Origin of the sequence: Bacillus cereus group sp. Bc061 (assembly GCF_027715825.1) — a bacterium.
GTDB lineage: Bacteria > Bacillota > Bacilli > Bacillales > Bacillaceae_G > Bacillus_A > Bacillus_A paranthracis.
Map to the genome: position 1 here is coordinate 1 of NZ_JAQFTZ010000006.1, position 19,999 is coordinate 19,999.

The following is a 19,999-nucleotide window of genomic DNA, read 5'->3' on the forward strand; positions in this document are numbered from 1 at the left end:
ATAAGAGCAAGCTCTTAATCCATTCGCTCGACTTGCATGTATTAGGCACGCCGCCAGCGTTCATCCTGAGCCAGGATCAAACTCTCCAATAAAGTTAGTTTGTCTAGCATCATAAAATAAAAATTGACGTTTCACGTTGTTTGTTTCGTTCAGTTTTCAAAGAACTACTTAGTCGCTCATTTGCGACTTCCTTATGTTAACATCTTCGTTTTTCGATGTCAACTAAGTTTTTTAATTTCTTTTTTATCGTTTTCTGCGTTTCCGCATCAGCGACGGTTATTAATATATCATGCAGTACATACATGGTCAATACTTTTTATAAAAAAATTTCACATCCCGTTAAAAGTTTAAAAACATGTTTCAAAAATCATTATAATCTCCCTTCCTTCTGCATTTCATATCTTATCACTTTACCATATTTCTGCACGATAGAAAATTCTAAATTTTATGTTATATTATTGTTATAGGAGCGTGGTGAGAATGAGCATTAAGTATTCAAACAAAATCAATAAAATCCGGACCTTTGCATTAAGTTTAGTATTTATCGGCCTCTTCATTGCATACTTAGGAGTCTTTTTCCGTGAGAACATTATTATTATGACAACATTTATGATGGTTGGCTTTTTAGCTGTTATCGCTAGTACAGTCGTTTATTTTTGGATTGGTATGTTATCTACTAAAACTGTACAAATTATTTGTCCAAGCTGCGATAAACCTACAAAAATGCTCGGTCGTGTCGACGCATGTATGCATTGCAACCAACCTTTAACAATGGATCGAAATCTAGAAGGAAAAGAATTTGATGAAAAATATAATAAGAAGAGCTATAAATCATAGGCACATATGAGTACAGTAAGGAAAATGTATCCTTACTGAGCTAAACATTAAAAGGTGATTTCTTGGTTAAGAAATCACCTTTTGTATTTATTCTTAATTAAATTAGATCTCCACTGAACATTTTAACTCCTTCTGAACCTAACGTAATTCCCATATATAATAAAGAAAGAGGTTGACGTAAAGCCGTCAGCCTCTTTCTTTATTATATATTACGCCTTATGACACTCTGGACAAACGCCATAAATTTCTAAGCGATGACTATTAATAACGAAGCCTGTTGTTTTTGCAGCTTCCTCTTCAAGTTGTTCCAAACCTCCATAAGGAAAATCAACAATTTTACCACATTTTTCACAAATCACATGATAATGTTGACTTGTAACATAATCAAATCTACTTGAAGCGTCTCCATAAGTTAATTCCTTTACAAGCCCAACCTCTTTAAATACACGTAAGTTATTATAGACAGTTGCAACACTCATATTTGGAAACTTACCTTCTAATGCTTTATAAATATCATCCGCTGTTGGGTGCGTCATTGATTCCACAAGGTACTCTAAAATAGCATGACGCTGTGGAGTAATGCGTACACCCGTATTTTTCAGCATTTCTAGCGCTTCTTTTAATTCTTCTTTGACCACCGTCATGCACCCCGATTCTATACGGATTATTATTTTATAATTCTTATAAAGAGTGTACTCCTTTTCTTATAAATCGTCAATATTTCTACTATAAGTATGTGGTTTATTTTTGTATATAGCCTTATTCTTATGTATCTTTCCCTATTTTTTATGCATTTACAATAGAAAAAAAGTGCGACATAATCGCACTTGGAATACTATCATCTGAGGAGGTATGCCCTACACTTCACTTTATGTAAGACAATAAAATATGTATAGACACTCGCCTTACTTCTGTATATTTTATCTCCACAATGGATTTACTTTATATAAGAAAGAACATCTTCAATATGTCCCTTCACTTTCACTTTACGCCACTCTTTTACAAGCTCACCGGCTTTATTAATCAGGAATGTAGAGCGCTCAATTCCCATGTACTCTTTCCCAAAGTTCTTTTTCAATTTCCAAACATCGTATAATTCTGCTACTTTATGATCCTCATCTACTAAAAGTGTAAATGGAAGTTCATGCTTCTCAATAAATTTCAAATGTCTATTTGCCGAATCCGGACTCACTCCAAGAATAACCGTGTCCTTCTCTTGAAATAATCCATAAGAATCACGGAAATCACACGCTTCAGTTGTACACCCTGGAGTCATATCTTTCGGATAAAAATATAGAACTACATTTTTACCACGAAAATCAGCTAAGCGAACTTGTTCCCCGTTACTTCCCTCTAATGTAAATTCTGGAGCCATTTCTCCTACTGTGATCATTGTTATCACTCCTACTCTTTTCTTTTACTATAACAAATGCTTCCTTATTTTTCATTGTCTATTACAGACCTCATCACGAAAGCAAACGGTAATGTATATCCAATTAGCGCTTCTCCAATTGCAATCCACCGCCCAATTCCAATTGGAGATATATCACCATATCCAACAGACAATAAAGTAACTGCGCTAAAATATAAACAAATTTCAACGAGTTGAAAAGAGTGAGCGTTTAAGCTTTCTCCATCCTCTTTCAAAACTGCAAAACCCATTTCTTCTAATACAACATAACTTAATCCAAACGCAATTAGTACAGTTGTATAAATCAAAAATAATGTGGCTAGATTATACAGCGAAAAAAAACGCGTTGAATCTGAATAGGAACTCCATAACAATTGGACACTTCTCAAAATAGCAATTGCTACAATTAATAGAATAAATCCCCATAACATGTCCTCCACCTCATTTTATATGTATGAGACAGCCATTGGATTTATCCCTTAGAAACAAACAAGCTTTTATAATTAATTCCCTGCACCACGGTACCTTTTTACCCCTTGATTCCAAAGAGTAATTGCAATCGTAAAACAGATAACACCAACGAGCGGTGTTGCAAATGCATAGCTATTCCACTCTGTTTTTCTTAAAAAGTACGCTGCTGGATACACTCCGACAAACGCAAATGGTAAGACAAACGTTAAAATGAAGCGAATCACACGGTTATAAATATTAACAGGATAGCGGCCATAATTCCCTATGTTATACATTAGCGGCATAATCGAACTTTTCGCGTCCGACCAAAAACCAAGACTTGCAAGCGTAACAAATATTCCTCCGTATACAAGTGCGCCCCCTCCTACCATCAACAAGAATAAGAAGATATCGTACCAGTAAAAAGATAATTGCAACTCCACTGCTGCGTAGCCCATTACAATCATTCCCGTAATTGCTCCAATTAAAGATTCAAGCTCCATTCTTTCTAAAATAATTTGAAATAAACTATGAATCGGTCTCGTTAATATGCGATCCATTTCTCCTTTAATAATGTAACGATCATTAAAGTCCCATATGTTAAAGAAAGCTGAGAAAATGGCAAACGGCACTAAAAAGAAACCATAAATAAAGATGACTTCTTCTCTACTCCAACCTTTTAATGCTTGCGTATGTCCAAACACAACAAGAATAAAGATTAAATTAACAGCCTGTAGTGATAAATCAGAAAGTAATCCAACGATAAAATCGCCCCGATACTCCAATTTTGTTTTTATATATTGACTTGCATATTGCAAAAATAGTTTTATATATATCATCTCATCATCCCCCTTGTACAATTAGACGTTTTCTCGCCGTTCTCCACATGAGTACAATCGGAATAATAAGTACAATGGCCCAAATTACTTGGAATAATAATGCCTCATACAATTTACTTCCTTGTATACCTTCTGAGAAAATCATACTCGGAATATAACTAATAGCCTGAAACGGTAAAAACATCATTGCCTTTTGGGCCCATAACGGATAAAAACTAATTGGTAATAATAGACCTGAAAACAAATCAATAACAACACGTTTTGCATACATAATTCCACTATTATTAAATAAGAAGAATGTGAGCATTCCCGTCATTAAATTAATTTGTGTATTAATAATAAAACTAAATATTAAAGATAAGAAGAAATATAACCACGTTTGAAAGTTCGTTGTAATTTGCAATGAAAATAATAAGGTAACGATGACCATACCCGGAATGGAAAAGAAGGCAAAGCGAAATATTCCTTCACCAAGACCTTGCATCACTTTCATCCCTAAATAGTTATATGGACGTATCAGTTCTACCGCTACACGTCCTTCTTGAATCTCCATCGCAATTTCCCTGTCTATATTATTAAAATAAAAAGCACGTGCCATCCACGCAATTGCGATATACGTAGTCATTTGCGAAATAGATAAACTTTCAATATTCTCTTTTCCGCTATAAATTGCTTGCCATAAAAAATAATACGCACCGATATTAATCGTATAAATTAAAATCCCGCTATAATAATTTGTGCGATACGCAAGCATCATTAAAAAGCGAATTCGAATCATTTCAATGTACTTACCCATGTTTAATACCTTCTTCATAAATGTTACGAATAATTTCCTCTGTAGACACTTCGTTAATTTTTAAATCTTTAATTTGAAAGGCTTGTACCACTTTAGAAATAAGCATTGAAATAATAACTTCTTCATTCGGTATTTTGGCAATCCACGCGTTTTCCTCTTTCGCTTTCGACCAAACGACATGACTATCTGGCATAACCATTGATAAAGCCTGATAGGAAACTGGTGCGACAAACTGAAAATGTATTTCCTTCTCTGCTCCCCACTGCGTACGAAGATTATGTAAAGAACCGTCATACATAATATTTCCTTCATCCAGCATGATAACGCGCTCACATAATGCTTCAATATCAGTAATATCATGGGTTGTTAATAAAATTGTTGTTTTATAACGTTCATTCATTTCTTTTAAAAATTCACGTATTTTCAATTTCACAAGTACATCTAGCCCAATTGTTGGTTCATCTAAAAATAATAACGGTGGATTATGAATTAATGCCGCCGCTAATTCACAACGCATTCTTTGACCTAAAGATAACTTTCGAACTGGCTTGTCTAACAAAGGACCAATATCTAACGTTTCGATTACGTGCTCCATATGTTCCTTATACTGAGCGTCTGATACACCGTACACTTTTTTTAATAAACGAAACGATTCTTGCACGGCAATATCCCACCAAAGCTGCGAGCGTTGACCGAAAACAACACCAATTGTTCTTACAAATTCTTCCCTCTGCTTATGTGGGTTCATCCCATTTACTAAAATGTCTCCTGATGTCGGAGTCAAAATTCCCGTAAGCATTTTAATTGTCGTTGATTTACCGGCACCGTTCTCACCGATATATCCAACCATTTCACCTTGTTTCACAGTAAAAGATACATCATTTACTGCTGGTACTATTTTATAATTACGATTTAATAAATCGCGAAATGCACCCTTTAAACCTGGACGACTTGAATAGGCTGTAAATTCTTTACGTAACCCTTGTACCTCAATTACCGATTTCATAACCGGACCCCCTTCCTAAATGTCACAACGAATAGTTTACCCAACTGCCTTCTCTATCACAAACAATACGTCTTTTCGAAAAACATGTTAGAATAATACATAGATTTTTGTAAGGAGATGAATGGTAGTGAAATTCACAAAATCAGAAGCATTACATAAAGAAGCTTTAGAACATATCGTTGGCGGTGTTAATAGTCCTTCTCGTTCTTTTAAAGCAGTTGGTGGCGGCGCTCCTGTTGCTATGGAACGTGGAAAAGGTGCTTATTTCTGGGATGTAGACGGAAATAAATATATCGATTATTTAGCAGCATACGGTCCTATTATTACTGGACATGCTCACCCGCACATTACAAAAGCAATTACAACAGCTGCTGAAAATGGTGTACTTTACGGAACTCCAACAGCGCTAGAAGTAAAATTTGCAAAAATGTTAAAAGAAGCAATGCCTGCATTAGATAAAGTTCGCTTCGTAAACTCTGGTACTGAAGCTGTAATGACAACAATTCGTGTCGCTCGCGCTTACACAGGCCGCACAAAAATTATGAAATTCGCTGGTTGTTACCACGGTCATTCTGATTTAGTACTTGTAGCAGCTGGATCTGGCCCTTCTACACTAGGAACTCCTGACTCAGCAGGTGTACCACAAAGTATCGCTCAAGAAGTTATTACCGTTCCATTTAATAATGTAGAAACTTTAAAAGAAGCATTAGATAAATGGGGACATGAAGTAGCAGCTATTCTTGTAGAACCAATCGTTGGAAACTTCGGTATTGTAGAGCCAAAACCTGGCTTCCTTGAGAAAGTGAATGAACTTGTTCACGAAGCTGGTGCACTAGTAATTTATGATGAAGTTATTACTGCTTTCCGCTTCATGTACGGTGGTGCTCAAGACTTACTTGGCGTAACACCAGACTTAACAGCGCTTGGTAAAGTTATTGGCGGCGGACTTCCAATCGGTGCTTACGGTGGTAAGAAAGAAATTATGGAACAAGTTGCCCCTCTTGGACCTGCATATCAAGCTGGTACAATGGCAGGAAATCCTGCTTCTATGGCATCTGGTATTGCTTGTCTAGAAGTTCTTCAACAAGAAGGGCTTTATGAAAAATTAGATGAACTTGGTGCAATGCTTGAAAAAGGAATTTTAGAGCAGGCTGAAAAACATAATATCGATATTACATTAAACCGCCTAAAAGGCGCTTTAACTGTATACTTCACAACAAATACAATTGAAGATTACGATGCAGCACAAGATACAGACGGAGAAATGTTCGGTAAATTCTTCAAGCTTATGCTGCAAGAAGGAATTAACTTAGCACCTTCTAAATACGAGGCATGGTTCTTAACGACAGAACATACAAAAGAAGATATTGAATATACAATTGAAGCTGTAGGTAGAGCATTTGCTGCTTTAGCAAACAATAAATAATCCCGCCATTAAAAGGAAAAAAGAAAGCACACCTTTCTTTTTTCCTTTTTTCTATTTCATAAATCCCTCATTAATAGTATAATTATTCATAATTATCTGTTTAATTTTATTTTATATCCTTACTATCTTTGTATACAAGGCTGCTCACGCCTCAAATAGTAAGATTATTCAAACTTTCATAAGAGGGGGGATTGACGGATGCTCAATAAAACAAACACATGGACACCGTCTTTATTTCGAGATTACAAAAATGCGGAACACGATGCGTGTGGAATCGTTTCCGTTATGGAGAAACGAAAAATTCCTACAAAAGAAAATATTGACCTTTGCATACAATCGCTCGTCAAAATGAATCATAGAGCTGGTTTCATTAATGGCGAAGGCGATGGAATCGGTATTCACATTGATGTACCAAAATCACTTTGGAATGAAAAATTAAAAAGTAGCGGATATAATCCAACGATCGTGGATCATCCCCACTTTATCGTTGGACATTTTTTTCTAAACAAAAACGAAAATATAGTTAATTTAAAAAATCATATTCGTACACAACTAAACAACGAAAACTTTGCAATTCTTTTCGAAAGTGATGATGTAATAAACTCCGATGCACTCGGTCCACTTGGTAAACAAGAAGAACCTTTATTTTGGCAAGTTGCTCTTATCGCAGAAAATGAAGTTGCAAATATTGAGCAAACATTATTTACAGTAACGATAAAAATAGAAGAAAATGAAGCGATTCATGTTGCTTCCTTAAGTCGTGATCACGTTGTATATAAAGTTCTCGGTGCTGGGGATACACTTGTTGCCTATTACAATGATTTACAACACCCACTTATTGCTTCAACTATGACACTAGGACATAATCGCTATTCTACTAATACATTATCTAACTTCTTTCGTGTACAACCATTTAGTATCCTCGGACATAATGGTGAAATTAACACAATTGCAAAATTACGCGATCAAGCTGAAATGATTCACGTTCCACTTACTGCTGGGGGCAGTGACTCCCAAGATTTAAACCGCACCTTAGAAACTCTACTTGTTCAATACAACTACAGTTTATTTGAAGCAATGGATATACTATTCCCGCCAATTATTAATGAAATTAAACTTTATGAACCACATTTACAAGATTTATATACGTATATACGTGAAGCATGGGGCCATTTTGCACAAGGTCCAGCTGGCATTATTTCACGTTATAAAGATGAAGCTGTTTTCAGCGTGGATTCCCTCGGGCTACGACCAGTATGGAAAGTAGAGACAGAAAGCTCTTATATTTTCTCTTCTGAACCTGGAGTTGTATCCCCAACTGAATATGTAGCAGAACCAAAACCACTCGCTCCAGGGGAAAAAGTCGGACTAAAGTGGAATGAACAAGATGAGCTTGTTCTTTATGAATATGACAAATACCAAGCTCGAGTATATGACCGTTTTAAAAAACGAGTGGATACTAAAGATTATCATTTAAACTTATCTACCCCTGAAACGAAAGAAATCCAAGGATTATGTGATTCTATGCAAGTTGACACAAAACAATACGTTGCTTTCGGATGGGATCGTGAACATATTCAGCTTCTTGAACAGATGGCAACAAAAGGTGTGGAACCAATTCGCTCACTTGGGCATGACTCACCACTCGCTGCACTTGATACTGATAGACGAAATATCGCTGACTTCATTAAGGAAAGTGTAGCTGTTGTTACAAATCCAGCAATCGATCGCGATCGAGAAGTTGAACACTTCTCCACACGAACGATACTTGGCAAACGTCCAAGTTTATTGGCTGATGCTAAACAGCCATTTGTAGTTGAGATGCTTTCCCCAATCATTTTAGAAGGAAGTGTAGCACAATCTATTGTAGAAGAATTACACACAATTACGTACGAGCAACTTATACAACTATTCAATACTCATAGCTCTATCGCTACAATCTCTGCTACATTCAGTCAGGCAGAAACTTTACAATGTGCCTTAAGTCGAATTAGTTCTGAAGCGATAACAGCCGTGAACGATGGAGCTTCCCTATTATTAATAGACGATGCTGACGCTCACCTAAATGGACGATTATGGATTGATCCGCATTTAGTTACCGCGAAAGTACATCAAGTATTAAGCGAAAATAAGTTACGCCGAAACTGCTCTCTCGTTATACGTTCTGGTGCCCTTCGCTCCTTACACGATATCGTCACACTGTATGGATTAGGAGCAGATAGTATCAATCCATATTTACTATTTGCAACCGTAAATGATGGGACAAAAACACCAATTACGAATTTATATCATGCACTTAATAAAGGACTGGAAAAAGTCATTTCAACAATTGGAATTCATGAATTGCGTGGTTACGGTCGCCTCTATTCTTCTATCGGGTTACATGAAGAAATCGCAAATATATTGCAAATTACAAATTTCTTAGGTTCAAATGATTTAGCTTTTTCTCTTGAATCACTTGCTGAAGATGCACAAATGCGAGCGAACGATTATAACAATCCTAAAGTTAGAATGCGAAAATCTTTTCATATATTCCCGCGAATTTGGAAAGCAATCGGCGATGTTGCAAAGGGAAACTCTTATGATGATTACCGTGAAAAATTAAGTGAATTAGAAGAAAATAACCCAATCGCAATTAGACATCTTGTTCAAACGAAAGAAACAAAACATGTCGTTCCGGCTGAAGAAGTGTCCATCAGTATTCAAAATCATGATTTACCATTTATTATTAGTTCCATGTCATTCGGTTCTCAAAATGAAATTGCCTTTCGTGCATATGCAGAAGCAGCCGATCAACTAAATATGATTAGTTTGAACGGTGAAGGCGGCGAAATTAAAGATATGATTGGAAAATATCCACATACACGTGGACAACAAATCGCGTCCGGACGATTTGGCGTAAACGCCGAACTACTCAATTCATCAAACTTAATTGAAATAAAAATTGGGCAAGGTGCCAAGCCTGGTGAAGGTGGACATTTGCCAGGTTCAAAAGTAACAGCCAAAATCGCTGAAGCGCGTAATGCTACAATTGGCTCTGATTTAATTTCACCTTCTAACAACCATGATATTTATTCGATTGAAGATTTGGCTCAAATGATTACAGAAATTAAAACGGCTAATCAGCTTGCAAAAGTAGCTGTAAAAGTTCCTGTCGTCCCTAACATTGGAACAATTGCTGTCGGTATCGCTAAAGCTGGTGCTGATTTTATTAACATTAGCGGATTTGATGGTGGTACAGGTGCCGCACGTATTCACGCATTGCAACATGTAGGGCTTCCTGTAGAAATTGGTGTGAAAGCCGCTCACAATGCTTTATTAGAAGCAAATATGAGACATAAAGTAGAAATTTGGGCTGATGGTGGTATTCGAAGTGTGAATGATGCCTTGAAAATTATGCTCCTTGGAGCAAACCGCATTGGATTTGGTACATTATCCATGATTGCAATTGGCTGTACAACTTGCCGCGGATGTCATCTAGATACTTGCCACGTTGGAATCGCAACACAGATTGAATCTGAAGCTCAAGCGAAAGAACACGGATTACGCCGCTTCGTCCCGCGTGAATTAGAAAGCGCCGTGGCTGGATTATTACATTTATTCACTACTTTTGGCGAAGAACTAAAACGATTAACAGGAAATCTCGGCTATACAAATTTACAAGAAATTGTCGGGCGTTCCGATTTATTAGAACAAGTTCGAGGCAAAAATTTATTAAACTTATGTAATTTACTACAAACGATAGAACATCCATCTGGTACAAAAACAGAACACGTACTAGAAAAACAATTTGAAACAATTCATTCTCCTCATTCAAAAGAATTAGTAGGCGTTGGCGTAGAGCAACGCGTTATGGGTGGTCTAGAATCTTGTTATCGCGTTCGTAGTAAATTATATGAAGACACGAAGCTTGAACCACTTACATTAAAGTATACGAATGGCTCGATTCCTGGAAATGGATTAGGTGCTTACAATAGTGAGAACTTATTTATACACGTAAACGGCGGCGCACAAGATGGTATTGGTAAAACCTCCTTTGGTGGTGGTATTTATATAACAAAAGCAAAAGGAAAAGACGGTCTATATTATAACGGTTCTGTCGGAAAAGGTTTTGGATACGGTGCACAAAAAGGGGCGCTATACGTTCAAGGTAACGCTGATGCTCGCGCTGGCATTCGCCTCTCTGGAGCAGACATGATAATTGGCGGACGCATGATAAAGCCACTCCGCGAAAAAGAACAAGGGAATATAGGAGCATACTCTAATATTAAAGGTTTCGCTTTTGAATATATGACAAATGGGCGCGCGCTTGTTTTAGGAGATCCTGGTCCATGGATTTGCGCTGGTATGACTGGCGGTGTTGTTTATTTACGCCATGATTCAAGCTTAGGTTTAACAGAACAGGCCTTAAAAAGAAGAATCGCAAAAGGAGCAAATGTTACATTACAACCACTTAGTAAAAATGGTGTGCAAGATGTGACCGAGTTATTACTAGATTATATCCGTGTATTAAATGAACATGAGCAATACGAGGAAGTTGCTTTATTGACACCGTTATTCGATGATATGCAGCAACAGTTTTTTGAAATCATCCCGAAAAAAGAGCAGGCTGATCCATCTATCTCAACAGAGTGATATGCCTAATTTTCATCTTCAAGAAAAAAATTGACGAAGTACACTTCTCATAGTAATCTATAGTAACAATTTGAAACCTGCTGAAATTCAGCAGGTTTTTTTACTAAAAATTGATGTTTAAAAAGAATTAGGAAAAAGTATAAAATGAATCTTAATTTCTTATTAACGTCACTAAAATATCACTTGCTAACATATTGTAATGAATGTATAGTATCATGTTGTACATTCATTATGACAAGAGAAAGGATCTTATTAAGGGTATGAAACTTGGTGCTCGCATTTTAAAAACGGGTATTGCCATCACATTAGCTTTATTTGCTTGTATTTTACTTAACTTACCGAGTCCAGTATTTGCGGGAATCTCAGCTATCTTCGCTGTTCAACCGTCTGTATACCGTTCGTATTTAACTGCACTTGAACAAATTCAAGCAAACGTCATTGGTGCGGTATTCGCTATCGCATTCGCTACTGCTTTTGGACATAATCCTTTTATTATTGGATTAACATGTATATTAGTAATTGCTCTTACATTGCAATTACGATTAGAAAACACAATATCAATTGCTTTAGTAACAGTTATCGCTATTATGGAGTATCAAGGTGAAGATTTCTTTAGTTTTGCCTTACTTCGATTTGCGACGATTATGGTTGGAATTATTGCGGCTTCACTTGTAAATTTAGTGTTTATGCCGCCAAAATACGAAACAAAGTTATATCATCGCATCGTTGATAATACAGAAGAAATTGTAAAATGGATTCGAATGAATAGCAGGCAAGCTTCTGATTTTACAACATTAAAAACTGATATTGATCGTATGAAAGAAAAAATGATCAAACTAAACCATTACTATTTGCTGTATAAAGAAGAAAGAAGCTATACGAAAAAAGTAAAGTTCGCAAAAATTCGTAAGCTTGTTTTATTCAGACAAATGTTAGCGACAACAAGTCGTGCTTTAAGTACGTTAAAATCATTACATCGTACTGAAAACGAACTGCGCTATATGCCAGAAGAATTCCAGGAATCTATTCAGAACGAACTTGATTCATTAACACATTATCATGAACAAGTTTTATTAAAATTTATTGGTAAAGCAAAAAAACAACAATCTGTTGAAATGCTTGATGAAGTTGAAACAGGTAAACAGGAATTAATTGATATCTTTATGGAATATCAAAACAAGGATGATGAAGAGGCATATAAAACATGGCTACATCTCTTCCCTCTTATTTCTGCTATTATTAACTATAGTGAAGAAGTAGAGCATTTAGATTTACTTGTGGATAGCTTCTACACATACCATAAACCAGAAGCAGAACTCAAAATCGATGATAAAAAAGAAGACGAATAAAAAAACAGCTCCTTTTACGCTAAAGGAGCTGTTTCTGTTATATGTTGAAGTTGATATAAATTGTGGTAATATCCTCTTTTTTTCATTAATTCTTCATGAGATCCTGTTTCTTTAATTTCACCATCTTCAATGTAAATAATCGTATCCACATGCGTAATCGTCGCCAATCGATGTGCAATTATGATCGTCGTTCGATCAGCAGCTAACGTTTGAAGCGCCTCTTGAATATATCGTTCATTTTCTAGATCCAAAGCGGAAGTCGCTTCATCTAATATAAGTAACGATGGATTCTTTAAAAACACGCGTGCAATCGCTACACGTTGCCTTTGCCCACCAGATAACTTCACACCGCGTTCCCCGACGACAGTATCATAACCATCAGGTAACTCAATAATAAAATCATGAATTTGCGCAGCTTTGGCAGCTGCAATTACTTCTTCCTCTGTAGCTTTCGGATTCCCATATAAAATATTTGCCCCGATTGTATCGCTAAATAACAAATTATCTTGCAGTACAATTCCAATATGGCTACGTAAATTTCTCATATCATACTTTCTAACATCTATCCCATCTACATAAACTACGCCTGAAGAGACATCATAGAAACGCGGGATTAAACTAGCAAGAGATGACTTCCCTCCCCCACTCGCTCCTACAAGTGCTACCTTCTCTCCTGGTAACATAGTTAACGAAAGGTTATGTAATACCTCTTTTTCATCCGAATTGTAACGAAAAGATACATTATCAAATATCACTTCACCATTTAATTTTTTCGTTTGTACCGCACTTGGCACATTCACAATATCGTATTTTTCATCTAATAGTTCAAACACCCGATCCATCGATGCAAAAGACTGTGTTAATGTCGTAGAGGAATTGACAAGGCGGCGAAGTGGACTATACAAACTATCCATATATCCAACAAAGGCAACCATAGTTCCTAAGGTTAACTGCCCCTGAATCACTTCATACGCCGCAAAACCGATCACGAGTAACGGCCCTAAATCTGTTAACGTATTTACTGCCGAAAATGTTCTCGCCGTCCAACTCGTATGTGTTAACGCTTTCGTCAAAAATTCATTATTTCTTTTTTCAAATTGCTTCCCTTCATACTCTTCTAATGCAAAGCTACGTGTCACTTGCATCCCTTGAATACGTTCATGTAAATACCCTTGCATCGTTGCTAACGCTTGTGAACGCTCTTTCGTCAATTTTCGAAGACGCCCGAAAAAATATTTCACTGCCACTACATAAATAGGTAAAATTAATAGCGCAACAAATGTCAATTTTATATTCATAGAAAACATAACAATGATAGCGATAGCAATTGTTGCCGTGTCTAACCAAACATTCATCAAACCAGTAATTACAAAATCCTTCGTTTGTTCTACATCATGAATGACGCGCGAAATAATCTCCCCTGTTTTTGTATTCGAATAATAACGTAAACTCAACTTTTGTAAATGACCAAAAATATGTTTTCGCAAATCATATAGTATTGTATTTGCGATACGCTGCGCAAAATATTGACGATAATATTCAATCGGTGGTCTTAACACTGCAAAAATAAAAAAAGCAATCCCAATCGCTGTTACTAGTTGAGACGTCTTATCTTGAAGTGACCCTCCGCCCTGAATGACATCATCAATAATATACTTTAATAACCACGGCATAATGAGCGGGATGCCGAATTTAACTAGACCAATCATAATCGTAATAGCAATAAGCCATCGATATGGTTTAACAAATTGCAAATATCTTTTTATACCTTGCACATAATCCCCCCTCTAATAGGACAAACCTGCGGGGAAATCCCCTGCAGGTTTGTTTTAATTTCTGTACATTAAATATCTCTCATACCACATATCTACAAAGTCTGGTGCGAATGGCCCTTTTCTTTGATGAATCCATTGTGTTAATTGTGCTACATTTCGTTTTAAAATCGTATCAATCACAGGTGGATATTGCATAATTTGACTATGTTTTTCATATTCATCTTCATCTAAAAGCGTATATGTCATATCTGGATACACTTTAATATCTAAATCATAATCAATATACTTTAACGCTTCAGAATCATATGCAAAAGGTGAGCTTAAATTACAATAATAATATACTCCCTCTTCCCTTAACATTCCAATTACATTAAACCAATAGTTTGCATGAAAATAACAAATTGCTGGTTCACGAGTAATCCATGTTCGGCCATCTGATTCCGTCACTACTGTACGATCATTCGCTCCGATTACAAGGCTCTGTGTCCCTTTTAAAACCGTTGTCTCTTCCCACATTCTATGAATGGAGCCATTATGTTTATAACTATGTATTTGTACTTTTTCTCCTTCTTTGGGAAATCCCATATATGCTCCCTTCCTTCAACTGCAAATGCCCTTTGAACTGCATTCACTTTTTTTCTATTATAACTTTTTTGTCGAAATTTTAAAACTAAAGCGATAAGACTCTATATTTTACACTGAATACGATATCCTTAATCCTATTAAGAAACAAGGATCTTCGCTTAACATTTTATAAAGGAAGAAATGAGAATAAAAAAAGTCCTTCCTCATTTCCATGTAAAGAAGGACCTTTCACCTAAAGGTAACGATATATCTTATCCTAAATTTGAAATCATTTTTTCAGTTTCAAAAGATTGAATTACACTATTTGTTTGCTCTTCAAATTTCTCATGTAATAGCTTGAGCGCTAATTCTGTTCTATATATTTCTTGGCGGATAAAATGTAATTCTTTTTTATCGCACGTATCCTTTTCGCTCATTTCAATTTGCTGATACTTCTCTAGGTGAGCTTGTAACTTCAACAACTCATCCATCGTTTCCAATTGCTCTCCTACCAACTTATCAAAATCGTTCATTACTTACCCCCTTTTGGACTTATTTATCATTTATTATTCCTCATTACATATTTCTAATCTTTAACTTCCTTCTCCTTTGACTACATTTGTTGACTTATTAGAAGTTATGTCGTTCGTTTTATTTTCATTCCCATGACCAAAGCACAAAGAAAACACTTCTCTCGAATTAGAGAAGTGTTTTTCTTTCATTACTGATTTGAACTAGAAGATTGTGATTGTTTTGCAGCTGATTGTGCATTTTGTTTTTTCACAGCATGCACGTCTGTTTCAGTTGCAAATTCAGTACCATAACTAGCGTTTGCACTTTGTGCACCAGAAGCTTGTGCTTTCTTCGCTTCTGATTGTGCGTTTGCTTGTTTTACTGCTTGCACATCTGTTTCAGTTGAAAACTCTGTACCATAACTAGCATTTGTACTTTGAATGCTAGCACCAGAAGTTGCCTTGTTATAACCTTGTTGTTTTTTACTCATCTTTCTCACCTCCACAATCAATAATGTAACCAATTCAACTAGAAGCTATCCGTAATTTTCTTTTGAAAAAATTCCGCATATATCTCTTGTTACTCATTCAAACTATAGAAAATGGAGGTGGGAATATGTATGTAGGACGCGATATGACTGAACTAACGATGGTTTCAAAAAGTGAGTGGAAAGAAGATGAATTGGCTTATTTTCATCATTCATTACAACAGATTTTGCCGTATTTAAATGCAGAAGGTCAAAGTATCTACAAAGAAATTGTAATAGAAATTGAATCAAGAGGCGGCTTACAAGAAGGTGATGCTAGTTGGACTCATGGGACAAAAATTTCTTACGATTAAAAAAGTGTTCCCAACCTGGGAACACTTTTTTTGTTTATCCCGCTTTAATGGGCAGTAAGACCCCCACCTCAAAATGCAGCGAAAGCAAAGAAGTGAGGTGGGGGTAAGGCTGCCCATTAAAGCCCGATTGGTGAGGGCTGATAATCAGTGGGGATGAAGAAAACCCCCACTGATTAAAGTTTCACTTTATTGCATTGTAATTTTCTCAACACAATTCTCATAAATCGTACGATGTGATTTAGAGAAAGGTAACTGCTCAAATGCTTCTTTCGATACAAATTTCAATGTATCTGTTTCAACGATATCACCAGTTACTTTTCCGTAAAATACGAATATATCCCATGTGCGATGTGTAAATGTATGTTGTACATTCATTGCGTATTCATCAATAGAAATCGAGAGCTCAAATTTTTCTTTCATATAATCTGTAAGCTGTTCTTTCTGACTTCGAATCCCTTCGCCAAGTTCAATATTCGGAAACTCCCACATGTTAGCTAATAAACCGGTACTTGGACGTTTATTAATGACGTAACGACCATCTTCAGTTTGAAGTACTCCTGCAACGATCGGTACCATCGTAGGGGCTTTCGCTTTACTTTTTACTGGTAATTCCTTTTGAACACCTTCAGCATATCCCCTGCAATGCTCACGTACAGGACAAAGTAAGCATGCTGGATTTTTAGGAATACAAATCAATGCTCCTAATTCCATCAAACCTTGATTAAAATAAGATGGATTTTCAGCCGAAATAATTTCACGCACAATCTCTTCAAACACTTTTCTCGTTTTTGGTTTTGCAATGTCATCCCATACTGATAAAATGCGAGATAATACACGCATAACATTTCCGTCAACTGCCGGCTCTGGTATACCATATGCGATACTTAAAATAGCACCTTTTGTATAGGGACCGACTCCCTTTAATTTCTCAATCTTCTTTACATCACTTGGTACAATCCCGCCATATACTTCTTTTACTTCTTTTACGGCTGCATGTAAATTTCGCGCTCTAGAATAATAGCCTAAACCTTCCCATGCTTTTAACACTTCTTCATCATCAGCATTTGCCAAAGCTTCTAGAGTAGGAAACTTCCCCATGAAATTTGCGTAATATGGTTTTACAGCTTCTACCCTAGTTTGCTGCAACATAATTTCCGAAACCCAAACACGGTATGGATCTTTATTTTTACGCCACGGTAAGTCGCGTTGCTCTTTTTCAAACCAACCAATTAAATCATTTTGAAACTGCTCTATGTTAAAATTATTTAATATTTCAAGTGTCAAACTTGGTCCCCCTCATTTTTTTGCATATAAGTACTATTATAAAGATTTTAGGAAAAAATTTAAGTAAGATGACATAGGAAATAGAAGGCAAAGGACTTGAGGTATCGAATAAAAAGAGTTACATTAATAAAAAACGGAGGTGGATTTCTATGGACACAGCCACTCACCTTGTTATGGGCGTTACTCTAGGCAGTTTGGCCACGTTAGATCCAGCCATAGCACAAAGTGATATTGGGCCACAAGCAGTTATGCTTGCTACAATTGCCGGCTCCAATATTCCTGACATCGATACAGTTTTAAAATTGCGTAATAACGCTAAATATATAAGAAATCATCGTGGGATTACTCATTCCATTCCTGCAGTGATTCTTTGGTCTTTCCTTATAAGTGGCATCTCTTTCGCCTTCTTTTCAGACGCTCCATATTTGCATCTACTACTTTGGTCCTTTATTGCCGTCTTTCTTCATGTCTTTGTAGATATTTTTAATGCCTACGGTACACAAGCATTACGGCCCTTCACAAAAAAATGGGTAGCGCTCGGCATCATTAATACATTTGATACCGTCATTTTCTTTATCCATATACTCGCAATTGCTTGTATGCTCGTAGGTTCCCATAAAGGATATACTGCCTTAGCAGCGTATATATTAATGATTGTTTACTACATCGGACGGATTATGATGCATAGAAATATAAGAAGTGTTGTACAAAAACGTTTCAAAAATGTTGAGAAGATAATCATTTCTCCTTCTTATCGATTTTATCATTATCATTTAGCAGTCGTTACAACCGATTATTACTACGTTGCTAGATGGCATCGTGGTAACATTATGATCTATGATAAGTTCGATCGGGTACCGTTCCCAGATAATGCTATTATGCGCGCAGCTAAACAAGATGAAAACATCTCAGCATTTTTATCTTTCTCCCCTGTATATCGCTGGGACATTTTCGATTATGACCATTATTATGAAGTTCGATTCATTGATTTGCGATATCGTAGTAAAGACTATTATCCATTCGTTGCGATCGTTCAACTCGATCATAATTTAAATATTATTAGTTCCTATACAGGATGGATTTTTAGTGAAGAAAAACTTCGAAAAAAACTGGAGTTACTTCCACATTAAAAAAAGCGACTTCAGTCGCTTTTTTTAATGTTTCAAATGATCTTCTTGATTGATTAGATGGCTATATTTCGGATTATTTGTACGCATTTCATGAAGGCGTCCTCCATGATTATTAATCCATGATCGCACAACTTGTTCAGTCATTTCTTCTCCTTGATAACGACCTGATTTCGCATAAGTCGTTTGAAAATCTTCCCACAGTAATTCAACCCAAGCACGCGCTTGTGCATAAGAAAGCTTGTCATTTTTGTCTAATAGTTCTTTCGTTAATGCTTCATAAATATCATTCATGTTCTAGTCTCCTTTACCTAATTATCCCTTCATTTCTAAAGGATAGTTTCTTCTATTTTGCACATTCTATAATTGATACTTCTTCAAGAGGTATCAACTGATGATGAGGAGGGCGTTCGCAATGGGTAAACAAGCCGAATTTTGGTCTGAGTCAAAAAACAACAGCAAAATCGACGGTCAACCGAAAGCGAAATCACGCTTCGCTTCGAAACGACCTAACGGCACAATTAACACGCACCCACAAGAACGTATGCGTGCTGCAAATCAGCAGGAAGAGTAGTAACAAAGTAACTTAACTTCCTACACGAGGTGATAAAGATGAGCTACCGTGATCGCTTAGATAGTCGTTCTGAATTATTTAACCATACGTGGACTCGTCCGAAACATGCAAAAGCGCAAGTTAACGGACAGACGCAACAAACCCAGTCTCTCATTATATTGGCGAATGAATGTAAAAAACGCCAATTTTAGAATCTCCTATCTCCTGTAACGCCTACCAAAGATGAAAACCAGAGAGATATTCGCTCTCTGGTTTTTATTTTTCTTGCAATAAAGAAATCGGTATTCCAATCTCTTCATTATCATTTTGCTTATGTCCCCAAGCAAATACCCCATTGAAATACGTAATTTCAAATAATATACCAGGTTCTTCTACTAATTCATATGTCTCACCGATATGGAATTTGTTTATGTCAGTCATATAAGCGCGAGCCATTGCTATCTTTCGCATTAATACATCGAACTCATTTACAATTCCAAGTTGCTCAGCTTTTATCGCTTGCTCTTTCAAAACCCCAATTTCTTCCCTTAGCTCATATGGTGTCATTTCACTGTAGCGTTTTGGCATATTCAT

General features: G+C 36.3%; 21 protein-coding genes and 1 rRNA gene. 8 read left to right on the plus strand and 14 right to left on the minus strand.

What is annotated here, in order from left to right:
- Positions 1-92: ribosomal RNA gene (locus PDQ40_RS19140) — 16S ribosomal RNA — on the minus strand; the annotation flags it as partial.
- Between the two features lie 388 nt (positions 93-480).
- On the opposite strand from PDQ40_RS19140, the gene PDQ40_RS19145 reads away from it, so the two are divergent.
- Entirely contained in the window at positions 481-837 is a 357-nt protein-coding gene (locus tag PDQ40_RS19145; protein WP_000025063.1) for a YgzB family protein, read from the plus strand.
- Positions 838-1,046: 209 nt separating this feature from the next.
- On the opposite strand, the gene perR is transcribed toward PDQ40_RS19145, so the two are convergent.
- The 6 genes from perR to PDQ40_RS19175 form a co-directional block, all read right to left on the minus strand.
- Positions 1,047-1,475, minus strand: coding sequence for a peroxide-responsive transcriptional repressor PerR (perR, locus tag PDQ40_RS19150; protein ID WP_000237831.1), 429 nt, complete (start codon positions 1,473-1,475; stop codon positions 1,047-1,049).
- A gap of 299 nt (positions 1,476-1,774) precedes the next feature.
- On the minus strand, positions 1,775-2,230 hold the full coding sequence (bcp, locus tag PDQ40_RS19155) for a thioredoxin-dependent thiol peroxidase (protein WP_000633725.1): 456 nt from the start codon (positions 2,228-2,230) through the stop codon (positions 1,775-1,777).
- 44 nt (positions 2,231-2,274) lie between these two features.
- Positions 2,275-2,679 (minus strand): potassium channel family protein, encoded by a 405-nt coding sequence (locus PDQ40_RS19160; RefSeq protein ID WP_000964357.1) that lies wholly within the window; start codon positions 2,677-2,679, stop codon positions 2,275-2,277.
- A 72-nt stretch (positions 2,680-2,751) separates the two neighbouring features.
- A complete protein-coding gene (locus PDQ40_RS19165; RefSeq protein WP_000639354.1) occupies positions 2,752-3,537 on the minus strand; it encodes an ABC transporter permease in 786 nt (261 codons plus the stop codon).
- Positions 3,538-3,541: 4 nt separating this feature from the next.
- Positions 3,542-4,333, minus strand: a complete 792-nt coding sequence (locus PDQ40_RS19170; RefSeq protein ID WP_000521517.1) for an ABC transporter permease — start codon at positions 4,331-4,333, stop codon at positions 3,542-3,544.
- Positions 4,326-5,339, minus strand: coding sequence for an ABC transporter ATP-binding protein (locus PDQ40_RS19175; RefSeq protein ID WP_000843642.1), 1,014 nt, complete (start codon positions 5,337-5,339; stop codon positions 4,326-4,328). Before PDQ40_RS19175 ends, PDQ40_RS19170 begins: the two co-directional genes overlap by 8 nt.
- A gap of 121 nt (positions 5,340-5,460) precedes the next feature.
- Between PDQ40_RS19175 and hemL the strand changes: the two genes are divergently transcribed.
- From hemL to PDQ40_RS19190, 3 genes are all read left to right on the plus strand, one after another.
- The gene (gene hemL / locus PDQ40_RS19180; RefSeq protein WP_000260535.1) at positions 5,461-6,765 is read left to right on the plus strand and encodes a glutamate-1-semialdehyde-2,1-aminomutase; all 1,305 of its coding nucleotides are present in this window, start codon (positions 5,461-5,463) and stop codon (positions 6,763-6,765) included.
- A gap of 198 nt (positions 6,766-6,963) precedes the next feature.
- Positions 6,964-11,400 carry a glutamate synthase-related protein gene (locus tag PDQ40_RS19185; RefSeq protein ID WP_061185482.1) on the plus strand — a complete coding sequence of 1,479 codons (4,437 nt, stop codon included), beginning with the start codon at positions 6,964-6,966 and terminating at the stop codon, positions 11,398-11,400.
- 260 nt (positions 11,401-11,660) lie between these two features.
- Positions 11,661-12,749 carry an aromatic acid exporter family protein gene (locus tag PDQ40_RS19190; RefSeq protein WP_000765784.1) on the plus strand — a complete coding sequence of 363 codons (1,089 nt, stop codon included), beginning with the start codon at positions 11,661-11,663 and terminating at the stop codon, positions 12,747-12,749.
- A 14-nt stretch (positions 12,750-12,763) separates the two neighbouring features.
- Here the strand turns inward: PDQ40_RS19190 and PDQ40_RS19195 are convergent, their stop codons facing one another.
- The 4 genes from PDQ40_RS19195 to PDQ40_RS19210 form a co-directional block, all read right to left on the minus strand.
- Positions 12,764-14,524: an ABC transporter ATP-binding protein gene (locus tag PDQ40_RS19195; protein ID WP_001161627.1), complete on the minus strand. Its 1,761-nt coding sequence runs from the start codon at positions 14,522-14,524 to the stop codon at positions 12,764-12,766.
- Positions 14,525-14,578: 54 nt separating this feature from the next.
- The gene (ntdP, locus tag PDQ40_RS19200) at positions 14,579-15,109 is read right to left on the minus strand and encodes a nucleoside tri-diphosphate phosphatase (protein ID WP_000506631.1); all 531 of its coding nucleotides are present in this window, start codon (positions 15,107-15,109) and stop codon (positions 14,579-14,581) included.
- A gap of 251 nt (positions 15,110-15,360) precedes the next feature.
- Complete coding sequence (locus PDQ40_RS19205; RefSeq protein WP_000997582.1) at positions 15,361-15,621, minus strand: YgaB family protein; 261 nt, start codon at positions 15,619-15,621, stop codon at positions 15,361-15,363.
- Positions 15,622-15,809: 188 nt separating this feature from the next.
- Positions 15,810-16,091, minus strand: coding sequence for a gamma-type small acid-soluble spore protein (locus PDQ40_RS19210; RefSeq protein ID WP_000039045.1), 282 nt, complete (start codon positions 16,089-16,091; stop codon positions 15,810-15,812).
- Between the two features lie 125 nt (positions 16,092-16,216).
- Here PDQ40_RS19210 and PDQ40_RS19215 point away from each other — a divergent pair, with 125 nt between their 5' ends.
- Positions 16,217-16,441 (plus strand): hypothetical protein, encoded by a 225-nt coding sequence (locus tag PDQ40_RS19215; protein ID WP_000289263.1) that lies wholly within the window; start codon positions 16,217-16,219, stop codon positions 16,439-16,441.
- Between the two features lie 186 nt (positions 16,442-16,627).
- On the opposite strand, the gene mutY is transcribed toward PDQ40_RS19215, so the two are convergent.
- Positions 16,628-17,725, minus strand: coding sequence for an A/G-specific adenine glycosylase (gene mutY, locus PDQ40_RS19220; RefSeq protein ID WP_000171405.1), 1,098 nt, complete (start codon positions 17,723-17,725; stop codon positions 16,628-16,630).
- Positions 17,726-17,874: 149 nt separating this feature from the next.
- Between mutY and PDQ40_RS19225 the strand changes: the two genes are divergently transcribed.
- Entirely contained in the window at positions 17,875-18,855 is a 981-nt protein-coding gene (locus PDQ40_RS19225) for a metal-dependent hydrolase (RefSeq protein WP_000379131.1), read from the plus strand.
- Positions 18,856-18,879: 24 nt separating this feature from the next.
- On the opposite strand, the gene PDQ40_RS19230 is transcribed toward PDQ40_RS19225, so the two are convergent.
- Complete coding sequence (locus PDQ40_RS19230; RefSeq protein ID WP_000998157.1) at positions 18,880-19,146, minus strand: YfhJ family protein; 267 nt, start codon at positions 19,144-19,146, stop codon at positions 18,880-18,882.
- Positions 19,147-19,267: 121 nt separating this feature from the next.
- On the opposite strand from PDQ40_RS19230, the gene PDQ40_RS19235 reads away from it, so the two are divergent.
- On the plus strand, positions 19,268-19,426 hold the full coding sequence (locus PDQ40_RS19235; protein ID WP_000517891.1) for a small, acid-soluble spore protein K: 159 nt from the start codon (positions 19,268-19,270) through the stop codon (positions 19,424-19,426).
- A gap of 38 nt (positions 19,427-19,464) precedes the next feature.
- Entirely contained in the window at positions 19,465-19,617 is a 153-nt protein-coding gene (locus tag PDQ40_RS19240; protein WP_000122093.1) for a YpzG family protein, read from the plus strand.
- 64 nt (positions 19,618-19,681) lie between these two features.
- Here the strand turns inward: PDQ40_RS19240 and PDQ40_RS19245 are convergent, their stop codons facing one another.
- The gene (locus PDQ40_RS19245) at positions 19,682-19,999 is read right to left on the minus strand and encodes a YfhH family protein (protein ID WP_001057035.1); all 318 of its coding nucleotides are present in this window, start codon (positions 19,997-19,999) and stop codon (positions 19,682-19,684) included.